Source organism: Pseudomonas sp. NPDC098740, from assembly GCF_044760065.1.
Lineage (GTDB): Bacteria > Pseudomonadota > Gammaproteobacteria > Pseudomonadales > Pseudomonadaceae > Aquipseudomonas > Aquipseudomonas rossensis.
On sequence record NZ_JBIWAM010000004.1, the window covers coordinates 276555 to 299046 of the forward strand.

The window sequence follows — 22492 nt, forward strand, 5'->3', positions numbered from 1 at the left end:
TTGTTGGTTTTATGGATGAGGCGTGACGATTTCAGTAGGCAGGCAAGCGGGAAAAGGGTTGAAACAGGTTGCGAGGCAGGTCGCTGAAAATGACTTTATTAGAAAATAATTTCTATATCAACTCATTTTAGAATTTTATTCTGATTTTATTCCATGGCTCTTGAACGGGCCCAATTCCACCACTTGATGCCGCTCGAAGCTCAGTCGCGCAGCGTCTAGCACGCGGGTGGTCGCCAGTGCATCACGGGCGTCCACAGGCAGTGGGCCACCGCTCTGCAACGCGGCTTGCAGCTGTAAATAGAACTGATTCCAGCAACCGCGCTCGGAGGGCACCCGCTCGCGCACTTCACCCTGTTCGAACCAGCCCCAGCGGCGATGCTCTTCAACACCCCAGCGCTCACCTTCGGATTTCGGCGAGAGCCCGGCGAGTGCCGATGCTTCTTGCCCGTCCAGGCCATCGACGCTGTAACAACCTTGGGTGCCGGTCACCCGAAAGCGCGGGCCGGGGGTGTTTTGCAGGCAACTGCCCCCCAGGTGGGAGGTGACGCCACTGGCATGGGTCAGGGCCATAAAGAAGCCGTTATCGAAGACCTGGCCTTTTTCCAGGTAATCAAGTTCGGCGTAGACCCGTGTCACCGGGCCGAACAACAGCAACGCCTGATCCACCAGATGGCTGCCCAAGTCGCGAAGGAAGCCACCGCCACTGCCGTTGTTCACCGCCTGTGGTGAGTAACGCTCGATCCGCGATTCGAAACGGGTGACCTGGCCCAGCGCACCGGACTCGATGAGTTTGCGCAGGGTCAGGAAGTCCGAGTCCCAGCGACGGTTCTGGTAGACGCTGAGCCGCACGCCCTGGCGCTCGGCCATGGTGATCAGGGTTTGGGCTTGCTGCGCATCAGCGGCAAACGGTTTGTCGCTGACCACCGCCACACCGTGTTCGATACCATCGAGCACCAGTGCCGGACGACCCTTGAGCGGTGTGGACACCACCAGCACATCGATCCCGGCCTCCACCAGTTGGCCGATGCTGTCGAACGCTGGCACCCCTGGGTGCTCGGCCGCCAGCAATTGTCGGCGTTCCGGTGAACGGGTAACCACACCCACGAACTTCGCCGCCGGCAAACTGCTGATCAGCGGAGCATGGAAAAACCGGCCGCCATGGCCGTAACCGACAAGTCCGATACGCATGAATCAACTCCTTCTTATTGTTATGACGATCGAAACGGTCCTGTAGGAGCTGACGAGTGAAACGAGGCTGCGATCTTTTGATCTTGAAAGATCGCAGCCTCGTTTCACTCGTCAGCTCCTACAGGGGTTTGTGGTGTCGTCAGCGACAGAGTTCGCTTTTGACGCGCTCGAGCATCATCCGGTTGGATTCATCCGGCCGATCTTCCCAGGCGAACACCGAGACCGTAGCGATGCCGTCGAACTGAATCTCGCGCAAGGTGCCGAAAAACGCATCCCAATCGACCTCACCCTGACCGATGTCCAGATGCTGGTGCACGGTGGCGACGACACCCGGCGGGTTGACGATGTAGCGCAAGCCGGAAGAAGCCTTGTGGTTGTAGGTGTCGGCGATGATCAGGTGGCTCAGCTTCGACCCGGCATACTTGAGCATCGAGGCGATATCGCCTTTGCCGTCGTCATAGAAAAAGGTGTGCGGCGCCGCGTAAAGGTAGTTGATCCACTCGCGATCCAGACCGCGAATGATGTCCACCGATTCGTTGTTGCGCTCGCAAAAGTCGTAAGGGTGGGCCTGGATATCCAACTTGATGCCTTCACGCTCGAACTCCGGGATCAGCTCATCCATGGAACGCATGAACTGGTTCTCGCATACCAGCGGGTTGTCTGACTGACCGGTGAACTCGGTGTTGACCAGCTCGCAGTCCATCTCCACGGCAATCTGGATCGCCCGTTTCCAGTTGCGTACGGCGGCAACACGCAGGCCTTCGTCGGCAGCGGCCCAGTGGTACATCGGTAACAAGGAAGAGAGCTTGACCCCGGTGTCGCTCAGGGCTTTGCGAAATTCCTTGATCCGCGCCTTGTCGACTCGCGGGGCTTTGTAGAACGGCAGGAAATCTTCCCGGGGCGAGAGTTCGATGTGTTCGTAACCGAGCTCGGCGGCCTTATCGACCATCTTGTCCAGGGACAAAGTGCGGTACATGTAGGGGTCTAGTGCGATGCGCATTTTATTGTTCTCCTTCACCCAAATTCGACACCGCCCCCCCTGTAGGAGCTGTCGAGTGAAACGAGGCTGCGATCTTTTGATTTTTAAGATCAAGATCAAAAGATCGCAGCCTCGTTTCACTCGGCAGCTCCTACAGGGGATCGGGTTAGCCGTAGAAGTGTGGGCGATCTGGCAGGCCGACTTTGACGATCGCCCCGCTGTTCTGCGCTTCGATACACGCGTCTGCTGCGACGGCAGCGGCGAAGCCATCCCACGCTGACGGGCCACCGACCTGCCCGGCCCGCACACCATCGATGAACGCCTGCAACTCAACGTCGTACGCGGCAATAAACCGATCCTTCCAGTCCATCAAAATCGCGTTGGACAACTTCGCCCCGCTGCGCAATTGAACCTGCGACGGCTCTGGCAGTTTGGCGATGCCGGTCTCCCCCACCACTTCGCACTGGATGTCGTAGCCGTATTGGCAGTTAACGAACACTTCCACGTCAATGCGCGTGCCCTTGGCAGTTTCCAGCAGCACGATCTGCGGGTCTTTCAAATGCGCGAGGGCCTTGCTGCTCTTGCGCGGGAACACCACTTGCACCGACACGTAATCGTCGTCGAGCAACCAGCGCAACACGTCCAGCTCATGGATCAGCGTGTCGGTGATCGCCATGTCGGTCTTGTAGTTTTCCCCCACGGTCGGGTTGCGGTGCGCGCAGTGCAACATCAGTGGCTCACCAATCTGACCGCTGTCGATCACTGCTTTCAGTGCCCGATAACCTTCGTCATACGGGCGCATGAAGCCGACCTGCACCAGGCGTTTGCCGTGGGCCACTTCGGCCTCGACGATTTTGCGGCAGCCTTCAGCGGTGACCGCCAGCGGCTTCTCGCAGAACACCGGCTTACCCGCCGTAATCGCTGCCAGCACAAACTCTTCGTGGCTCGGGCCCCAGGAGGTGACGAGGATCGCTTCGACTTCGGGCGCCTTGATCAGCGCGTGACCGTCAGGATAGACCTCGGCGGTCAGCTTCAGGTCGGAAACGACCTTCGCGGCTTGCTGCAAGTTGATGTCGGTAACCGCGACCACCTGGCTGTTGAGCAAGGTCTGGCTGCAACGACGAATGTGGTCCTGGCCGATGGCCCCGGTGCCAATAACTCCGATCTTCAAAGACATGTAAAGACTCCTAGACTTGTTGTTGTTCGTTCAGGGCAATCAGTACTGACGGGCCTTGGCCAGTCGTTCATTCAGGGTCTTGGCCACCGCATCGGTGCGGGCGCTGGTGGAGACTTGCGCCACGCCGACCCGCCACCACGACAGGTATTTGTGAATCATGGTTTTGGGCAGAACCTTGATGTCGATCAGCGTCGACACGGTCTGCAATCGCGCATCGGCCAATGCAGCGCTCAGTTCTTCGACCGTGTTCACTTTGTAGGTTTTGCAGCCATAGGCCGCCGCGCTCATGGCGAAATCCACCGGCACGAAACCGCCGTCGAGCTTGCCGGTTTCCGGGTTGCGGAACCGGAACTCGGTGCCGAAGCTGTCCATGCCGTGTTCCATCTGCAGGTTGTTGATGCAACCGAAGGTCATGTTGTCCAGCAACACCACGTTGATCTTGCGTCGCTCCTGAATCGAGGTCGCCAGTTCGGAATGCAGCATCATGTAAGAGCCGTCGCCGACCAACGCGTAGACCTCGCGATCCGGCTCGGCGAGTTTCACGCCCAGTGCGGCGTTGACCTCGTAACCCATGCAGGAATAGCCGTACTCGACGTGATAGGTGTTCACGCCCTTGCTGCGCCAGCTGCGCTGCAAGTCACCGGGCAGGCTGCCGGCGGCGGCGACGATCACGGCGTCATCGGCGAGGGTTTCATTGAGCACGCCGAGCACGCGGCTCTGGGTCAGGCAGGAACCGGTCAGCTCGATGAATTCGCGCAGCACCGCCGGGTCCATGTGGTCGTTGATTTCCGGGATGAAATCTTTGCTCTGGTATTCGACCTGATAGATGCGGTCGACTTCCTCGTCCAGTTGAGCCTTGGCCTGACGCGGTTGATCGCCCCACGCAGAATGGTAATCGCCCAAGGCTTCAGCCAAGGCTTGCAGCCCGACTTTGGCATCCGCCAACAGTTGCACGCCGTCGAGCTTCAGGGCATCGCTGGGGCTGATGTTCAGATTGAGAAATTGCACGTCCGGATGTTGGAACAGCGATTTAGACGCGGTGGTGAAATCGCTGTAGCGGGTGCCGACACCGATGATCAGATCCGCATCCCTGGCCAACAGATTCGACGCCAGACAGCCGGTTTCACCAATTCCGCCCACGTTCAGCGGGTGACTGGACACCACCGCACTCTTGCCGGCCTGGGTTTCGGCGAAGGGAACATCAAAGCGCTCGGCAAACGCCTGCAACGCGGCATTGGCGCCAGAGTATCTGACCCCGCCACCGCAAATGATCAGCGGCTTGCGCTTGCCTTTGAACAGCGCCAGCGCATCACCCAGCATCGCTTCAGTCGCCGGACGACGTTCGATGCGGTGCACGCGTTTTTGCAGGAAGTAATCGGGGTAGTCGTAGGCCTCGGCTTGCACGTCTTGTGGCAAGGCCAGGGTCACCGCGCCGGTTTCGGCAGGGTCGGTGAGCACACGCATGGCGTGGATCGCTGCCGTCATGAGTTGCTCGGGACGGTTGATGCGGTCCCAGTATTTGCTCACGGACTTGAACGCGTCGTTGGTGCTGATGCTCAGGTCGTGGAACTGCTCGATCTGTTGCAGCACCGGGTCCGGCTGGCGGCAGGCATAGACATCGCCGGGCAACAGCAGCAAGGGAATGCGGTTGGCGGTCGCCGTCGCGGCGGCGGTCAGCATGTTCGCCGCGCCTGGGCCTACCGATGAGGAGCAGGCGTAGATCTTGCGCCGCAGGTGTTGCTTGGCAAAACCGATGGCCGCGTGGGCCATGCCTTGCTCGTTGCGACCCTGATGGACGATCAGGTCGCCACTGTCCTGCTCCAGGGCCTGGCCCAGACCCAGCACGTTACCGTGGCCGAAAATGGTAAAGATCCCGGCGACGAATTTGCTTTGTACCCCATCGACCTCGATGTACTGGTTATCGAGGAATTTCACCAGGGCCTGGGCCATGGTCAGTCGTGTTGTGGTCATGCTTGCACCTTCTGTATGCAAATCCGATCCCACTGTAGGAGCTGCCGAAGGCTGCGATCTTTTGATCTTGATCTTAAAAACAACATCAAAAGATCGCAGCCTTCGGCAGCTCCTACGGGGGGAGATGTCAGGCCAGGGATTTTTGCAGGTGATCCATGCTCGCGCCGATCGCCTGCTGGATATCCGCCAGGCCATGGACGCTGTCGGCAAATGGTTCGAACGACAGGTAGCCGCTGTAACCGCTGCTGAGCAAGGTGTCGATTTGCGCCGCGTTGCCAAGGATGTCGCCCTCGCCCACCAGCACCCGGTGGCCGTCGCGAATGGTCGCCAACGGTGCCTCGGCATCTTCGACGCCGGAGATGTGCACCAGCCCGGTCAGTTCGGGGAAGAACTCATGTTCGCCAGCCAGGTGATGGTGAAAGGTGTCGTGAACCAGACGGAACACATCCAGCCCGCCGATGGCCTTGATCGCGTCCACTGCCGTGCGCTTGCGGCGCAGTGAGCACTCTTCGAAACCCAGCGGTTCGATGAAACCGAGAATGCCGTGTTCGCGCAGGATCGGCGCCAGTTCAGTCAACGCCGTGCGCAGACCTGAAGCGCGTGCGGCCTCATTACGCGGGTCGGCACGGTCATTGAGCGGACACATGACCAACCCTTGAGCGCCGCAATCACGGGCGTAAGCGGCCAGCTTCAAGGCCTGTGCACGGCGCTCGTCATTCCACACATCAAACGGATACAGCGCGTTGATCGATAGCACGGTAATGCCTTTGGCGGCACACAACTCACGGACGCGCTCGGGTGCGGTGCCGTCTTCGATCTCGACGCCTTTAAGGTCGTTGCGAATCTCGATGGCGTCGGCCTTGAGGGTCACCGCCAACTCGATGAACGCGGGCAGGGACAAACGTGGGGCGACCATACGGTTCAGGGCGAAACGCAGGGGTTTGCTCATTGTTTTTGTTCTCCGCACAGGTGAATTAGTTGGCCGTCGGCATGCTGAATTCAGGGCCCTTGGCGATACTGTCAGGCCAGCGCTGCATCACGCTTTTGTAACGGCTGTAGAAGCGGATGCCTTCTTCGCCGTAAGCGTGGTGATCGCCGAACAGCGAGCGTTTCCAGCCGCCGAAAGAGTGCCAGGCCATCGGTACCGGAATCGGCACGTTGATGCCGACCATGCCGACCTTGATCGTGCGGGCGAAGGCTCGGGCGATGCCGCCGTCGCGGGTGAAACAGGATACGCCGTTGCCGAACTCGTGGGCGTTGATCAACGCGACGGCGCTGGCGAAATCCGCTACCCGAACGATGCCCAGCACCGGGCCGAAAATTTCCTGTTGGTAAATGCTCATCTCGGTCGTGACGTTATCGAACAGTGTCGCGCCGACGAAGAAGCCGTTCTCGGCGCCCGGCACCTTGAAGTGGCGGCCATCGACAATCAGCTGCGCGCCCTGGGCCACGCCTTCGTCGATGAAACCTTCGACTTTGGCCTTGTGCTCGGCGGTCACCAACGGCCCCATGTCGCTGTCGCCCTTCAGGCCGTTACCAACCTTGAGCTGATCAATACGCGGCAGCAGTTTGGCAATCAGTGGGTCGCCGACATCGCCCACCGCCACGGCAATCGAAATCGCCATGCAGCGCTCGCCGGCCGAGCCGTAAGCCGCGCCGATCAAGGCATCCGCCGCTTGATCCAGATCCGCGTCGGGCATGACGATCATGTGATTTTTCGCCCCGCCCAGCGCCTGCACGCGCTTGCCGCGGGAGGTGGCTTGTTGGTGGATGTACTCGGCAATCGGCGTCGAGCCGACAAAGGAAATCGCCTCGATGTCCGGGTGTTGCAGCAAGGCGTCGACGGCGGTCTTGTCACCCTGGACCACGTTGAACACACCGTCCGGCAAACCGGCTTCGCTCAACAGACGGGCCATCAGCACACTGGCGGACGGATCGCGCTCGGACGGCTTGAGGATGAAGCAGTTACCGGTGATCAGCGCCAGCGGGATCATCCACAGCGGCACCATCACCGGGAAGTTGAACGGCGTGACGCCGGCACACACGCCCAGCGGCTGACGCAGGTTCCAGTTATCAATGCCGCCGCCGATGTTGTCGCTGAACTCGGTTTTCAGCAGGTTCGGCGCACCGCAGGCATACTCGACAATTTCGATGCCCCGGGTGACTTCGCCCTTGGCGTCCGAAAACACCTTGCCGTGTTCGCGGCTGATGATTTCTGCCAGCTCATCGTGATGAAGGTCGAGCAATTCCTTGAACTTGAACATCACCCGCGAACGGCGCAGGGACGATTGTTCGGACCAGGCCGGAAAGGCTTTCAGGGCCGAGGCGACGGCTTCGTCTACGGTCTTCTGGCTGGCCAGCCCGACGCGCGCCTGAACGCTGCCGGTGGCCGGGTTGAAGACGCTGCTGAACCGTTCGCTGCTGCTGTCTTGCACTTGACCGTGGATGTAATGGCCGATGATCGGGGCGTCGCTCATTGATCGTGTTCTCCCTGCAGAGGTTGGAATTCAGGCTTTTTAGTTCAGAGATCCATCAGCCAGCTGTGCTGCGGATCGTTATGGAACTGCCAGACTCGTTTCGGGCCGGCCATCACGTTCAGGTAGTACGACTCGTAGCCGTACGGCACGCTGACCGGGTGATAGCCCTTGGGCACAACCACAAGGTCGCTGTTTTCCACGGCCATGGCCTGATCGATGCTGCGGTCATCGGTGTACACCCGCTGGAACACGAAGCCCTGGGGCGGGTTGATCTGGTGGTAATAGGTTTCTTCGAGAAAACTCTGGTGCGGCAAATCGTCGGTGTCGTGCTTGTGCGGCGGGTAGCTCGACGAGTGACCCGACGGTGTGCGCACTTCCACCACCAGCAGCGAATAGGCCGGTTCGGTGTCCGGCAGAATGTCGCAGACGTAACGGGTGTTGGCGCCTTTGCCGCGCACGCTGCGCTTCATGCTGTCGGGTTTGATCAGCCGTGGGCCAATGCCGTTGCCCGTCGAACCGGGCGCGGCGCACACGGCAATTTGCACATCGCTGAGCGCAACCACTTGCGCCTGACTGCCGGGTGGCAAGTACGCGGCGAAGGGGGATTTGTCTTCGAATACCGACTGACGATCGCCAATGTTGTCCCAGTCGAACGCGCCCTGCCCCGGCGCTTCACCCTTGATGCTGACCCGGCCGCTGAGCAGCACCAGGCACAGTTCTTTATCACCGGCCGACATCGGCAGGGTTTCACCCAGACTCAGGCGGTAAGCGGCGAAACCAACGTATTCCAGCTCACCTTTGCCCAGCTCGACCATGGTCCGGCCACGGGCGTTGCTTTTGACCAGCAGGCTCATAATGCAGTCCTCTCGTCGAGCAGCGTGCGCAAGGTGTCGTAGCCTTTTTTGGCGTAGACATAACTTGGCGCCACCGCGGGGTCCTGTTCGGCTTCGACCACCAGCCAGCCGTGGTAATCGGCCGCCAGCAGCACGTCGAGCAAGGCACCGAAGTCGATGTCGCCATCGCCGGGCACGGTGAAGGTGCCGTTGATGATGCAGTCCGGGAAGCTCCACAGGTTGTTGCGTGCCAGTTGCACCACCGGTTTGCGTACGTCCTTGAAATGCACGTGGCAGATGCGTTCGATGTGTTTGCGCAGCACCTGCAACGGCTCGCCGCCACCCATGTAGCAATGGCCCGAATCGAACAGCAGACCGACTTCACTACCGCTCAACGCCATCAATTTATCGATGTCTGCCGGGGATTCGACGTAGGCGCCCATGTGGTGGTGATACGCGAGGCGCACGCCTTGGGACAAGGTGAAGCGCGCCAGTTCGGTGAGCTTGTCGGCGTATTCCTGCCAGGCCTGTTCGGTATGAAAACGCGGGCGTTCAACCAGCGGAATGCGCTGGCCTTGAATGGAGTCGGCGACTTCACCGTACACCAACACCTTGGCGCCGTTCTTCGCCAACAGCTCGACATGGCTGCCGATGGCGTCGATTTCTTCGGCTACCGAGCGACGGGCCAGACGGCTGGAATACCAACCGGACACCAGCGCCAGGTCGTAAGGCCGCAGCACGTCGCCGACACCCTTGACGTCTTTGGGGAACTTGCCGTTGAGTTCGAAACCTTCGTAGCCGATTTCCTTGCCTTCGCTCAGGGCGGTGCTCAGCGGCGTCTCGCCACCGAGGGACGGCAGGTCGTCGTTGCTCCAGGAGATCGGGTTGATGCCAATTCGAATAGCGGGCATGGCTGCACCTTTTATTGTTTTACCTAACCAGTAAGAGCGACACAAAACCCTGTGGGAGCGAGCTTGCTCCGGGCGGCGTTCCGACGATGGCGGTGTGTCAGGCGCCAATAATGTTGACTGTCAGTCAGCTATCGCGAGCAAGCTCGCTCCCACAGGTTCAGTGTTCACACATTGAAAATGTTCAGTTTCGGGCAGTGCGCCAGGCATCGATCAGTTCAACGAACGTGCCCTGCACCTGACGGATCAGCGCCTCATCGTCGATTTCACCGGCCATCCACGCGCGGCTCGGCTCCTGGAAAATCGTTCGGCCGACTGCAAACCCGCGGCAAGTCTGGCTCTGGCTGGCCTGTTGAAACCCTTCGGCCAGTGCTGCTGCCGGTGCATTCAGGCCCAGCAACACCACGCCTCGGCAGTACGGATCACGCTCTTGAATCAGTTCGTCGAGTTGTTTCCACTCCTCGGCGCTCTGCGCTTCGATCTTCCACCACGCCGGGTAAATGCCCAGGTTGTAGAGGCGTTTCAGCGCGCGGTACAGCACGTCCGGATGGGTCGACGGATGATCCTTGGGCGGGATGATTTCCAGCAGCAGCTCATGACCGCTGACCTGGGATGCCTGGTACAAACCCTTGATCTGCGCTTCCTGTTCCAGACGCAGCAGCGGTTCGTCGTCGGGGTGAAATTGCACCAGGCACTTGATGATTTGTTCCTGCGGCCAGGCAATCAGGTTGCTGCCGATGGAGCGCCCATGTTCGAAAGCCAAAGGCCGCGAACCCTGCACTTCCACCGGACGCGCCACCCACCAGCCGCGACCGGTGGCGGCGTTCAGCGAGTCGTGGCCGAAGCGTTGGTCGGCCAACAGCCCGACATCGGCCTCGATGCCTTGCTCGCGCAAATCGGCTTCGACCCGCTCCACAGCCTTGATAAAGAGTTGCTTGAGTTCGCCGATGGCGCTCAGGTCGCGACCGCCCTTGTGCGCCAGTTCCACCAGTTGCCCGCGATGGTCGAAAGCAAAGATGAATAGTTGCTTCCACTGTTTGCGCGGCACGCTGACCTGATGCAGACGCTGCAACACCGCGTCCTGATCCGGCCGGGTAATCGGCACCGGGCTGTTAAACAGATAGTCGAGTTCGACACGGGTCGGCATGGCCGGTGCGCAGGCATGGCGCGACACCACCAGACCGCCGCAGGCATTGGCCAACTGACAGCAGCGCTCGTCGCTCGCGTCCTCCAGCCAACCGGCGAGGAAGCCCGACATGAAGGCATCGCCGGCCCCCAGCACATTCAACACTTCCACCCGAACGCCGGGATAAATGACGCCGTCTTCAAGACGTGCCGGGATCACCCCGTGAATCACCGTGCAGCCCTGCGGGCCGAGCTTGACCACCAGGGTCGCAGCGCTCACGCGCCGAACATTGAGCAGCGCGGTGAGCAAATCCTCGGAACCGCCGGCAATCAGGAATTCTTCTTCCGTGCCGACGATCAGGTCGAAACGCGGGAGGATTTTCTGCACATGCTGGCTGACGTTCTGGTCGGCGACGAAACGGGTTTCGCCGTCGGCCTTGCCGGCGAGGCCCCAGAGCACAGGGCGATAGTCGATGTCCAGCACCCGTTTGACGTTGTGCTTCTCGGCGTAATCCAGCGCCTGGATGCTCGCCTTGTAGACGCCGTCGGTGGAGAAATGGGTGCCGGTGATCAGCAAGGCTTTGCTGGAGGCGATGAAGGCTTCGCTGATGTCTTCGGTCCGCAGTGCCATGTCGGCACAGTTTTCACGGTAGAAGACCAAAGGAAAGGTTTCGCGATCCTTGAGGCCCAGCAAGACCATGGCGGTGAGGCGTTCCGGATCGACCTTGATGCCGCTGACGTCGCAACCTTCGCGGGTCAGGGATTCAACGAGGAAGCGGCCCATGTGGTCGTCCCCGACCCGGCTCAGCATCGCCGATTTCAGGCCCAGCCGAGCCGTGCCGAAAGCGATGTTGGCGGACGACCCGCCGAGGTATTTGGCGAAGCTTGAAACATCTTCCAACCGCGCTCCGACTTGCTGCGCATAGAGGTCGACGCCTAGGCGCCCCAGGCAAATCAGATCCAATTGACGCCCACTGGCAAAACGAGTCTGGCCCATGCTGGCTCCTGTTATTTTTATCAGCCTGCGTTCGGGGCGATGGCCGCGCCGAACACTCTTGGTGGATGCAGACTAAAACGTCCGGGACCGAACAATCAATAATTATTCCAAATAATTTTTACGTGGAATATTTTTTCCAATAAGCTTTGGTACAAGTGTTCCAGAGGCAGTGCATCGTTTCAGCACACCTCGTACTGACCGCAAGCTCAAGATTTTATTCCGGCCTACCCTGTAGACTGCGCTCAGCCAACCTATTGTCAGGGGATGACGCTCTCTGTCGTCCCTATAAGAACAAGCCAGAAGGATTCCTTATGACCCGCACCGATCAGCCGGCGACGACCGAGAGCACGCCCGACAGCGATCTCGCCAGCCCCCCGATCAACGCCGAGCGTCTGCTGCAGCTGATCACCAACGAATATGAAAGCCTGCCGCGGCAGCTCAAACGCATCGCCAGTTACATGAGCCAGCAGAGCGACCGGATCATGGTCGACCGCATCAGCGACATCGCCCGCGAGTGCGAAGTGCACCCGTCGGCGATCGTGCGGTTTTCCCAGCGTTTCGGGTTCAGCGGCTTCAGCGAAATGCAGGCGCTGTTCCGCGAGGCCTATACCCACAAGACCACGCCGGTTCAGAACTACCAGCAGCGCATTCGCAGCATGATCGCCAACAAGTCGCAGAAGGCCAGCGGCGGCGACCTGGCGCGCGAGTGCATCAATGCGACCCTGTCGGGCATCGAACGGCTGGGGCTGGAACTCGATGACCAGGCCTTCGACAAGGCCGTCGACCTGGTGGTGAATGCCGACAACATCTACGTGGTCGGGGTGCGTCGTTCGTTCGCGGTGGCCGATTACCTGGTCTACAACCTGCAACACACCAACAAACGCATCCACCTGGTCTCGGGGCTCGGCGGCAGCTACCGCGAGCAGATGCGCAGCGTGCGCGCCAATGACCTGGTGATCGCCATCAGCTTCACGCCCTACGGCAAGGAAACCCAACACTGCCTGCGCATCGCCCAGCACAACCAGGCGAAAACCCTGATCATCACCGACAGCAACCTCTCGCCCCTGGCCAAGCGCGCCAACACCGTGCTGCTGGTCAACGAAGGCAGTTCGTTTGCCTTCCGTTCGCTGAGTGCCACACTGTGCTTGTGCCAGGCGCTGTTTATTGCCGTGGCCTATCGGCTGGAATTGAAGGTCGATGAGATTCACGAACAGGTCGGCTTCGAGGATTAGCAGCACGCCGTTTCCAGCTCGCTGAACCTCAGCTAAGGTTGTCCAACATGGACATCTGAAGGAGCGGTTCAATGAAGCTGATCGGCATGCTGGATTCACCCTACGTGCGGCGCGTCGCCATCTCCGCCAAACGCCTTGGCATCCCACTGGAACACCAGTCGGTTTCGGTGTTTCGGCATTTCGAGCAATTCCACCAGATCAACCCGGTGGTCAAGGCGCCCACCCTGGTGCTCGACGACGGTGAAGTGTTGATCGACTCCACGCTGATCATCGATTATCTGGAAGCCTTGGCCGGTCCTGGCAACAGCCTGATGCCCGACGATCTCGATCAACGCCTGCGCTCATTGCGCCTGATCGGCCTGGGGCTGGCGGCGTGCGAAAAGTCCGTGCAGCTCTACTACGAACGCAACCTGCGGCCAGCGGAAATTCAGTTTGAACCCTGGGTGGAGCGGGTTGAAGGGCAATTGGCGGCCGCCTATTCGGCGCTGGAGCGGGAGCTGGAAATGCAGCCGCTGAAGACTGATGGGACGATTGCTCAAGACGGGATTACGTTGGCGGTGGCGTGGAGTTTCACCAATCTGGTGGTGCCGGATCAGGTGGATGTGAATCGGTTTCCACAGATCAGTGCGTTTACCGCGTATGCCGAAGGGCTTGAGGATTTTGTCAGTACACCGATCGAATGATGGTTTAAAGATCAAAAGATCGCAGGCTGCGCCAGCGCCTACAGGGATCCGCATACATCCGTAGGAGCTGGCGCAGCCTGCGATCTTTTGACCTTGTTTCACCCCAAAACCGCAAAACGCCGCTTATACCCAAAGTAGAAGCGGCGGAGGCATGAGCCCCAGTGGTATCAGGTGAACAGAGCGATCAGGATGATGATCGGGATGGGTATGCCAAGAAAGAGCAGCAGTAGTGAGCGCATGAGAGTTCTCCTGGGTTAACGAACAGGTACTGAAGTGGTGGATACATAAGCGTCGGTTTCGAGGTACTCGACCGCATCCCGACGACGACCACCGAAAGTTGCAGCAAGGCTGGCGAAAAACGCGCCAATCAGCAGCGCGATGAACATCCACAGCGAAGTCCAGGCAGCGACTTTGGCGGCGGTGTCGGCCGCTTGTTTGGCGGCGAGTTTGGCGTCGGCCACGGCTTTTTGAGTGCGGGCATACACTTCATCAACGCGACGTTCAGCGTCCGCTTGAGTGAGGTTGGTCCGTTGGGCGACCAATTGCGCCAGGTAGGTGCGATCTTCAGCAGCCAGCTGACCGTCGTTGCTCAGGCTGCGCACGAAGATGCGGGTCACGGTGCCATGAACGGCGTCATCACTGACCGCAGTCGGGCGATCATCGCGGAACAGGCTGTCGACAAAGTAACCGTACGGGTCACTGCTGGTAGTGCTTGCCGCGGTACCCGCCGCCAGCGTCGCGGCACTCGCGGCGCCACCGACTACACTCGCCCCGGCCTGCACGCCACCGCCGACAATGCTGCTGACCGAGCCGACCACCAGCGTCGCCGTCACCAGCGTCGCCACGCACCAGGCGAGAAAACCATGGGCGGTATCACGGAAGTAAACCTCATCACCGTGCATGTAAGCCCACTTCACCCGCAGACGACCGGCGATGTAACCGCCAAGCCCGGAAGCCACGATTTGCGTAGCGGCCAGCCAGACAATCGTTGAAATGCCGAGGCCCTTGGCGCTCACCCCTTCATTGGCCCACGGCGACACCGCCGAAAAACCCAGGCCAAAGCCGAGCAGCACGAGAATCAACGACAACGCCGCCGCCGCAGCGGCCCCCGCGAAGATCGCCCCCCAGGACACGCCAGAGAGCGTGCTCGTTTCTTCGAAGGCAGGATAGAAACCATCAGAGGATCTATTCATTGTTATATCGCTCCAGGCAGGAAAGATGGTGTTACAACTCTTCAACGGAGGAAATGCAGTCACCGTGCCAGTCGCCAACTTTGAGTAAATTGCTGGTTTTCAATCACTTATAAAGTTTGAACTTCCAATGGCCATGCAAATTGCAAGGAACTGTCTGTTGCGGCGGGTTTTATGCATTGTTGACCGAGAGCGGGGTTTTCAATGGAAAAATCAAAAAATCGCAGCCTTCGGCAGCTCCTACATTTAGAACGCGATCGAATGTAGGAGCTGCCGAAGGCTGCGATCTTTTCGATTCACATGAAATTTTATTTAGAAAGCCTGCGGTCATTTCTTGGCAAAATGCCGCTCAACGTTGAGTACTCCTAATCAGGCCCGCCCTATGACCCGCATCTTGACCATCGAAGACGACGCCGTGACCGCCCGGGAAATCGTCGCCGAATTGAGCAGCCATGGCCTCGACGTGGATTGGGTCGACAACGGCCGCGAAGGTCTTGCGCGCGCGGTCAGCGGCAACTACGACCTGATCACCCTCGACCGCATGCTGCCCGAGCTCGATGGTCTGGCGATTGTCACCACGCTGCGGACCATGGGCGTGGCCACGCCGATTCTGATGATCAGCGCCCTCTCCGACGTCGATGAGCGTGTGCGCGGCTTGCGCGCGGGCGGTGACGATTACCTGACCAAACCGTTCGCCACCGATGAAATGGCCGCCCGGGTTGAAGTCCTGCTGCGCCGGCAGAACACCGTGACCGCCCAGGCCACCACGTTGCGGGTGGCGGATCTGGAGTTGAACCTGATCAGCCATGAAGCCAGCCGCGACGGTCAACTGCTGACGCTGCTGCCGACCGAGTACAAGTTGCTGGAATTCCTGATGCGCAACACCGGGCAGATTCTGTCGCGGATGATGATTTTCGAAGAGGTCTGGGGTTACCACTTCGACCCCGGCACCAACCTGATCGACGTGCACATCGGCCGGCTGCGCAAAAAGATCGACCCGCCAGGCAATGTCCCACTGATTCGAACCGTGCGAGGCTCGGGTTATGTCATTGCCGAACCCCTCTAACGGCTGGCGCTCTTCCAGCAGCCGTTTGCTGGCGCTCTACAGTTCGCTGTTCGTGCTCTGGAGCGGGATTCTCATGGGGGTCATGTACTACGAGGTTTCCGCCTACCTGGACAACCTGGCCAAACACTCGCTGATGCAACGTCAGCATTTGTTTTCGCACTTTCAGGGCGAACAATTGGCCGACGCCCTCGCCGTCAGCATGACCTTCGACATTCGCGGCATCGACGCTTATGGCCTGTTCGATACTCAGCACCGCTACCTCAGCGGTGCGCTGCGCCACATGCCCGAAGGCCTGCCGCTGGATGGCAAGATTCACATGCTCAGCGACTGCGCCGATTCCGACGACCCGACCCTGCCCGCCGACAGCTGCGACGCGGTGGCGACCCAGACCAAGGACGGCCGCTGGCTGATCCTGGTGCGGGACAACGGTTCGTTGTTCGCCGTCACTCGAATCATCCTCCACGCGTTGTTCTGGGGCGTGACCTTGACGGTCCTTCCGGGCATCGCCGGTTGGCACCTGTTGCGTCGCCGGCCTCTGCGGCGAATACGCGAGATTCAGGCCAGCGCCGAAGCCATCGTCGCCGGCGACCTGACCCGCCGTCTGCCATTGTCCAATCGCCGCGATGAGCTGGATATGCTCGCTGCCATCGTCAACGCCATGCTCGAACGTATCGAACGCTTGATGAACGAGGTCAAAGGCGTCTGCGACAACATTGCCCACGACCTGCGCACGCCGCTGACGCGCCTGCGGGCGCAGCTGTACCGGATTCAGCAACAGGCTGATGAGGGTTCGACGCTGGCGGTGCAACTGGACTCAGTGCTCAGTGAAGCGGACACCTTGATGGCGCGCTTTCGAGGGTTGCTGCGGATTTCCGAGCTGGAAGATCGTCAGCGCCGTTCGGGTTTTGTGCAGCTGGATCCGGTGCCGTTGTTGCAAGAGCTGCATGACTTTTATCTGCCGTTGGCGGAAGAAGGCGAACTGGTTTTCAAGCTGCAACTGCCTGACGTCTTGCCGCCACTGAATGGCGACCGCGCGTTGCTATTCGAAGCGGTGGCGAACCTGCTGAGCAACTCGATCAAGTTCACGCCGCCGGGTGGCGAGGTGATTTTGCGGGGCGTCAATGAGGGGGAATTTACGCGGATCGAAGTGCTCGATTCGGGGTCCGGGATTCCGGAGACAGAGCGGGAGGCAGTGTTCCAGCGCTTTTATCGTGCCGATAGTGGTAATCAGAAAAGCGGGTTCGGGCTGGGGCTGTCGATCGTTGCGGCGATTGTGAGCTTGCATGGGTTTGCGCTTGAAGTCGGTACTAGTGAACTCGGCGGTGCGCGGTTAGTGCTGGATTGCCAGCAAAGCTTGATTCCCCAGACCTGACGCTTGATCGTTCCCACGCGCGTGGGAACGATCATGCCAAGCCCACCACTCCTTCTTCATGCATCTGCCGCAACAACACCGCCCCAGTGTCCATAAACTCCGGCGACCCAGCCATCCCCGCCTCCACCGCCAATCCTTCCAGCTGCTCACGCCCGTCCAGTTGAGGAAGTTCCTCAATCCGCTGCATCAACCGCCAAGCCAACGGGCTCAGTGCAGAAAACTTCACACTCCAGTCCTCAGCCCGACGCACCAACAGCAATGTCGGCGGAGCCGGCGCTGTCTCCGGTTGATAATCCGGCCCCACCAACTGCACCGGCCAGGCATACGCCAACGGGCAGGCCAGCGGCGAAACCTGCAACGGTCGGTCCAGCAACAACCCGGCATCGCTCAGCGGCAACGGTTCGGCCTCGGACTGCTGCAACGCCATCTCGATCCACTCGTAATGCGCCAGCTCCACCATGAACGGCGGCCATGCCCCTTCGGCCAACGCTTGCGGTTCCGAGGCCAGGAACTCGACAAACTCCTTGGCGATCTCGCCGAATTTCGGCGTGTGCGCGCGGTAGTCGCGCAGGAAAATCCGTACCAGTGAACGCCAGTGTTCATCACCGAGAATCTTGATCAGCACCGGAAAAGTCCCGCTGAGCAACGACGACAGGTTCGCGAAAATCAGGTCGCGATAAACCTGCGCCCGTGTCACGTCCATCCCGGCCGGTGGCGCGCAATGATCGGGATCGCGCAGGTAAAGGCCCAGGGTGTTTTGCTGCTCAAACAGGCTCGGCTTATCCACGGTTCACCCCCTCGGTTTGCAGGCGGCGAATGGTCTGCAATTCGGCCACCAGTTCGGAAAATGCCGGAAAGTTGAAATCCCGTTCCAGCAGCGTCGGCTGCGCGCCGAAGCGAGCGTAAGCCTCAGCCAGCAACGACCAGACCACCGGTTTGACCGAAGCGCCGTGGGTGTCGATTTTCAAGGTGTCGGACTCATCGAAATGCCCGGCCACGTGCATGGCCACCACCCGGCCCGAATCGATGCCCGCCAGAAAGGTCTGCGGATCGAAACCGTGATTGATCGAGTTGACGTACACATTGTTAACGTCCAGCAACAGGTTGCAATCGGCTTCGCGCAGCACCGCATTGGTGAAGGTCACCTCGTCCATGTCTTGCTGTGGCGCGGCGTAGTAGGAGACGTTCTCCACCGCCAGGCACCGACCAAGAATGTCTTGGGCCTGGCGAATTCGTGCGGCGACGTGATGCACCGCTTCTTCGGTAAAGGGCAACGGCAGCAAGTCGTAAAGGTGACCGTCATCGCTGCAGTAGCTTAAATGCTCGCTGTACAGCGGCACGTTGTAGTGATCGAGGAACACCCGGACTTCCTGCAGAAACCCGACGTCCAGCGGTGCCGGGCCGCCCAATGACAGTGACAAGCCATGACAGGACAACGGATAACGCTCGGCCAGGGCACGCAGCGCATGAACATGAGCGCCACCGATGCCGATCCAGTTTTCCGGCGCGACTTCCAGAAAATCGAAATCGCCCACACGGGCTGCCTGAAGGTCCTTCATTAAACCGCGACGCAAACCGAGCCCGACGGTCGCCTTCGCTGATGTGATGGGGGTCTGCATGATGTCGATCTCAATGATTGTCAGAACGGAATCACAGTTAACCGAAAGGGTGTATCGGGTCTGTGTTCCGCTCCAGCAGAAAATCGCAGCAGTTGTATCGCAAGCGGGTCTGTACACACTGTGGTACAGACCCGCCGTTGCGCGTTAAGCCAGGTCGTACTTCTCGCGCACCAGATGGCCAATGCCGATGCGATCCAGCACGGTGCCAAATGGCCTACGCAGTTAATCGCAGGTTTGTATCTCGCCTGTGTTCGGCAGTAGCCCTGAGTTAGCGGGCACTGTATCGGGAGGCCGGTTAGATACAGTGGGGTACATGCGTCCCTGTGGGAGCTGGCTTGCCCGCGATGAGGCCGACAGACCCAACATATTTGTCGCCTGACACACCGCCATCGCGGGCAAGCCCGCTCCCACAGGGGCCAGTGTCAGTCAGGGAAATGAGCTTTCGTCGCTCAAAGAAGCGCTGCACGGCCCCCGAACTAAACTAAATGCACGCAGGGCGTGGTTATCGTCCTGTTCATTCCCACGACCACCGCCCAGAGCTGAACGCCTCGAAAAACAAGGCCTCTGGACTGTGATCCTGCTGAAGGAGCACACGTGATGGACGAGGCCAGACTCAATGATTTCATGGGCAAACTGGTGAACGACATGGGCGGCGCGGCGATGCTCGCCAACGTCATCCTCGGCGAAGAGCTCGGACTGTACCGGGCCATGGCCGACAGTCAGCCAGTCACCCCGGAAGCCCTCGCTGACAAAACCGGCTGCAACCCCCGCCTGCTGCGCGAATGGCTCAGCGCCCACGCAGCTTCCGGTTACATGGAACACCGCGACGGCCAGTTCCGCCTGCCCGAAGAGCAGGCCCTGGCACTGGCGATCGAAGACTCACCGGTCTATATCGCGGGGGGCGTCGGGGTGGTTGCATCGTTTTTCCATGACAAGGACAAACTGGTCAACGCCATGCGCGGCGACGGTGCCCTCGCCTGGGGCGATCACCATCCGTGCATGTTCAGCGGCACGGAGCGGTTCTTCCGGCCAGGTTATAAAGCGCATTTGGTCGCCGAATGGCTACCGGCGCTCGAAGGCGTGGTCGCCAAACTGGAGACTGGCGCCAAAGTGGCGGATATCGGCTGCGGCCACGGCGCATCCACCGTGATCATGGCCCAGTCGTTTCCGGATTCGCGGTTCGTCGGTTTCGACTACCACGCGCCCTCCGTCACCGTCGCCACCCAGCGCGCTGAAGCCGGTGGCGTGTCCGGGCGTGCGCGGTTCTTCCAGGGCACGGCAAAAAGCTTCCCCGGCGACGACTATGACCTGGTCTGCTACTTCGACTGCCTGCACGACATGGGCGATCCGGTGGGCGCGGCGCGGCACGCTTATGACGCACTGAAACCGGACGGCACGGTACTGCTGGTGGAACCGTTCGCCAACGACTCGCTCGACGACAACATCACCCCGGTTGGCCGCTTGTTCTACGCCGCTTCGACCTTCATCTGCACCCCGAACTCGCTGTCCCAGGAAGTCGGCCTCGGGCTCGGCGCCCAGGCTGGCGAGGCGCGGCTGCGCAAGGTCTTCACCGAGGCGGGGTTCAAGACGTTCCGGCGGGCTACGGAAACACCGTTCAACCTGATTTTGGAGGCGCGTAAGTAAACACCACTGACGGCTGACGGCTGACGGTCTACTGTAGGAGCTGCCGCAGGCTGCGATCTTTTGATCTTCAGCGATTTGAGCATCGTCAAATCAAGATCAAAAGATCGCAGCCTGCGGCAGCTCCTACAGCCCCCCCGGAGTGTTGAACATGCTCGACAACCTCATCCGCGAACAACTCGACCACCTTCAGCAGTTAATGGCCGAGCAGCCGTTTGTGGTCCTGACCGGCGCCGGCATCAGCACTCCGTCGGGCATTCCGGACTACCGCGACAACCAGGGCGTGCGGCGTGGCCGGCAACCGATGATGTATCAGGAGTTTCTCTCCGCCCCCGAATCCCAGCGTCGCTATTGGGCGCGGGCGATGCTCGGTTGGCCGCGGGTGCGCCAGGCCCAGCCGAACGTGGCCCACGAGGCCTTGGCCAGTTTGCAAAGTTCGCAGCAGATCAGCGGGCTGATCACTCAAAACGTCGACACCCTGCACGACCAGGCCGGCAGCCATGACGTCATCGAACTTCACGGCAGCCTGCACCGGGTGTTGTGCCTGGACTGCGGAAAACGCAGCGAACGGGATTCGATCCAGCAACTGATGGAAGCGCAGAATCCGTATCTGGCCGGCGTGGACGCGGTGCAGGCACCCGATGGCGACACGCTGCTGGATGCGGCGTTTGAGGCGCGGTTTCAGGTGCCGCATTGCCCGCATTGCGCGGGTGAGCGGATGAAGCCGGATGTGGTGTTTTTTGGCGAGAACGTGGCGCAGGCGACGGCGGCCAAAGCGATGGCGGCGGTCGAAAAGGCTGCGGGGTTGCTGGTGGTGGGGTCTTCGCTGATGGCGTATTCGGCGTTTCGGTTATGCCGGGCGGTGGCGGATCAGGGGAAACCGTTGATTGCGATTAATCTGGGGAAGACTCGGGCGGATGACATCCTTGATCTGAAAATAGAAGCCTCGTGTGAGCGGCTTTTGCCCTTACTGGCTCAACACCTCTCATCCTGATCAACCCAAAACCCTGTGGGAGCGGGCTTGCCCGCGATGAGGCCTGCATATCCAACATATTCGTCGACTGACACACCGCCATCGCGGGCAAGCCCGCTCCCACAGGGTATTGTGTTCATCGCGCAGAAAGGCGCTGGCCGAGGTTTTCGGCTTTAAGAATATCGAACAACGCCTGAGCCGCTGCCGACAGCTCAATCCCTGGCTTGGTCAACACCCCGATCGCCCGCTCCACCACCGGATCGCGCAAGGTAATGCACCGCGCACCCAGTTCCAGCATCTGCCCGACACACAACGCCGGCACCGCGCTAACCCCCAACCCGCTGGCCACCATCCGCCCCACCGTCGCCAATTGATGGCTCTCAAACTCCACCGGCAATTTCATCCCGCGCGCCTGCAAGTGTTCTTCGAGCATCACCCGCACCGTGGACGGTCGCTGCAAGGTGATGAACGGTTCCTTGAGCAAGGTCTGCCAATCAATGTCATCCCGTTCGGCAAAAGGAGAATCCTTCGGCACAACGGCCACAAACCGATCCATGTACAACGGCGTGAATGCCAGTGATGAACTCTGAGTCGGTTCAAACGCCACCCCCAGCTCAACCTGCCGGTCACGCACCATCTCCAGCACCTGCTCGTTGATCACGTCATTCACCGTGACGTTGACCTTGGGATAGCGCGCGCGGAAGGTTTTCAGGATCGGCGGCAGCAGGTTGCCGGCAAATGAGGGCATCGCCGCCAGCGTCACGCGACCGCGCTGGAGGGTAAAGCGTTGGCGCAGCTCATCCTCGGCATTGTCCCAGTCGGCAATCAGACGACGCGCCAGTGGCACCAGCGACTCGCCTTCCGCGGTCAGCGCGACATTGCGTGTATTGCGGGTGAACAGGCGCCCGCCCAGCCCCTCCTCCAGCGCCTTGATGGTCAGGCTCAAGGCCGATTGCGACAGGTGCAACCGCTCGCAGGCCACGGCAAAACTCAAACTCTGGGCCACGGCCAGGAATGCGCGGATCTGCTTGACTGTCATGTGCGAGTTGCTCCAGTAATCA

19 protein-coding genes are annotated in these 22492 nt (G+C 60.2%); 6 read left to right on the top strand and 13 right to left on the bottom strand.

Annotation, left to right across the window (positions count from 1 at the left end):
* Positions 1 to 135: 135 nt before the first annotated feature.
* From ACIQU2_RS07250 to iolC, 9 genes are all read right to left on the bottom strand, one after another.
* Positions 136 to 1188, bottom strand: coding sequence for a Gfo/Idh/MocA family protein (locus ACIQU2_RS07250; protein WP_403139671.1), 1053 nt, complete (start codon positions 1186 to 1188; stop codon positions 136 to 138).
* A 139-nt stretch (positions 1189 to 1327) separates the two neighbouring features.
* Positions 1328 to 2188 (bottom strand): sugar phosphate isomerase/epimerase family protein, encoded by an 861-nt coding sequence (locus tag ACIQU2_RS07255; RefSeq protein WP_403139673.1) that lies wholly within the window; start codon positions 2186 to 2188, stop codon positions 1328 to 1330.
* Between the two features lie 145 nt (positions 2189 to 2333).
* Entirely contained in the window at positions 2334 to 3344 is a 1011-nt protein-coding gene (locus ACIQU2_RS07260) for a Gfo/Idh/MocA family oxidoreductase (RefSeq protein WP_347804699.1), read from the bottom strand.
* 39 nt (positions 3345 to 3383) lie between these two features.
* Positions 3384 to 5315 (bottom strand): 3D-(3,5/4)-trihydroxycyclohexane-1,2-dione acylhydrolase (decyclizing), encoded by a 1932-nt coding sequence (gene iolD, locus ACIQU2_RS07265; protein WP_403139676.1) that lies wholly within the window; start codon positions 5313 to 5315, stop codon positions 3384 to 3386.
* 127 nt (positions 5316 to 5442) lie between these two features.
* Positions 5443 to 6264: a TIM barrel protein gene (locus ACIQU2_RS07270; protein WP_403139678.1), complete on the bottom strand. Its 822-nt coding sequence runs from the start codon at positions 6262 to 6264 to the stop codon at positions 5443 to 5445.
* Positions 6265 to 6289: 25 nt separating this feature from the next.
* Positions 6290 to 7792: a CoA-acylating methylmalonate-semialdehyde dehydrogenase gene (locus tag ACIQU2_RS07275; protein ID WP_403139680.1), complete on the bottom strand. Its 1503-nt coding sequence runs from the start codon at positions 7790 to 7792 to the stop codon at positions 6290 to 6292.
* A 44-nt stretch (positions 7793 to 7836) separates the two neighbouring features.
* On the bottom strand, positions 7837 to 8646 hold the full coding sequence (gene iolB, locus ACIQU2_RS07280) for a 5-deoxy-glucuronate isomerase (RefSeq protein ID WP_403139682.1): 810 nt from the start codon (positions 8644 to 8646) through the stop codon (positions 7837 to 7839).
* Positions 8643 to 9536, bottom strand: a complete 894-nt coding sequence (iolE, locus tag ACIQU2_RS07285) for a myo-inosose-2 dehydratase (protein WP_403139684.1) — start codon at positions 9534 to 9536, stop codon at positions 8643 to 8645. The genes iolB and iolE overlap by 4 nt, the downstream gene beginning before the upstream one ends.
* Positions 9537 to 9717: 181 nt before the next feature.
* Positions 9718 to 11655: a 5-dehydro-2-deoxygluconokinase gene (gene iolC, locus ACIQU2_RS07290; RefSeq protein WP_403139686.1), complete on the bottom strand. Its 1938-nt coding sequence runs from the start codon at positions 11653 to 11655 to the stop codon at positions 9718 to 9720.
* A gap of 311 nt (positions 11656 to 11966) precedes the next feature.
* On the opposite strand from iolC, the gene ACIQU2_RS07295 reads away from it, so the two are divergent.
* The gene (locus ACIQU2_RS07295) at positions 11967 to 12887 is read left to right on the top strand and encodes a MurR/RpiR family transcriptional regulator (RefSeq protein WP_074875619.1); all 921 of its coding nucleotides are present in this window, start codon (positions 11967 to 11969) and stop codon (positions 12885 to 12887) included.
* A gap of 71 nt (positions 12888 to 12958) precedes the next feature.
* Positions 12959 to 13570, top strand: coding sequence for a glutathione S-transferase (locus ACIQU2_RS07300; protein ID WP_403139689.1), 612 nt, complete (start codon positions 12959 to 12961; stop codon positions 13568 to 13570).
* Between the two features lie 254 nt (positions 13571 to 13824).
* Here ACIQU2_RS07300 and ACIQU2_RS07305 read toward each other — a convergent pair whose 3' ends face one another.
* Positions 13825 to 14763, bottom strand: a complete 939-nt coding sequence (locus tag ACIQU2_RS07305; protein WP_403139691.1) for a hypothetical protein — start codon at positions 14761 to 14763, stop codon at positions 13825 to 13827.
* 379 nt (positions 14764 to 15142) lie between these two features.
* Between ACIQU2_RS07305 and ACIQU2_RS07310 the strand changes: the two genes are divergently transcribed.
* Complete coding sequence (locus ACIQU2_RS07310; RefSeq protein ID WP_033058247.1) at positions 15143 to 15826, top strand: response regulator transcription factor; 684 nt, start codon at positions 15143 to 15145, stop codon at positions 15824 to 15826.
* Complete coding sequence (locus ACIQU2_RS07315) at positions 15804 to 17198, top strand: sensor histidine kinase (RefSeq protein ID WP_403139694.1); 1395 nt, start codon at positions 15804 to 15806, stop codon at positions 17196 to 17198. The genes ACIQU2_RS07310 and ACIQU2_RS07315 overlap by 23 nt, the downstream gene beginning before the upstream one ends.
* Positions 17199 to 17229: 31 nt before the next feature.
* Here ACIQU2_RS07315 and ACIQU2_RS07320 read toward each other — a convergent pair whose 3' ends face one another.
* Both ACIQU2_RS07320 and ACIQU2_RS07325 read right to left on the bottom strand, forming a co-directional pair.
* On the bottom strand, positions 17230 to 17985 hold the full coding sequence (locus tag ACIQU2_RS07320) for a DUF2063 domain-containing protein (protein WP_403139696.1): 756 nt from the start codon (positions 17983 to 17985) through the stop codon (positions 17230 to 17232).
* Positions 17978 to 18817 carry a DUF692 domain-containing protein gene (locus ACIQU2_RS07325; protein ID WP_403139698.1) on the bottom strand — a complete coding sequence of 280 codons (840 nt, stop codon included), beginning with the start codon at positions 18815 to 18817 and terminating at the stop codon, positions 17978 to 17980. Before ACIQU2_RS07325 ends, ACIQU2_RS07320 begins: the two co-directional genes overlap by 8 nt.
* Positions 18818 to 19414: 597 nt before the next feature.
* Between ACIQU2_RS07325 and ACIQU2_RS07330 the strand changes: the two genes are divergently transcribed.
* Together ACIQU2_RS07330 and ACIQU2_RS07335 are read left to right on the top strand one after the other, a co-directional pair.
* Complete coding sequence (locus ACIQU2_RS07330; protein WP_403139700.1) at positions 19415 to 20461, top strand: class I SAM-dependent methyltransferase; 1047 nt, start codon at positions 19415 to 19417, stop codon at positions 20459 to 20461.
* Between the two features lie 148 nt (positions 20462 to 20609).
* Complete coding sequence (locus ACIQU2_RS07335; RefSeq protein WP_347804686.1) at positions 20610 to 21452, top strand: NAD-dependent protein deacetylase; 843 nt, start codon at positions 20610 to 20612, stop codon at positions 21450 to 21452.
* Between the two features lie 115 nt (positions 21453 to 21567).
* On the opposite strand, the gene ACIQU2_RS07340 is transcribed toward ACIQU2_RS07335, so the two are convergent.
* Positions 21568 to 22470 (bottom strand): LysR substrate-binding domain-containing protein, encoded by a 903-nt coding sequence (locus ACIQU2_RS07340; RefSeq protein ID WP_403139703.1) that lies wholly within the window; start codon positions 22468 to 22470, stop codon positions 21568 to 21570.
* Between the last annotated feature and the right edge of the window lie 22 nt (positions 22471 to 22492).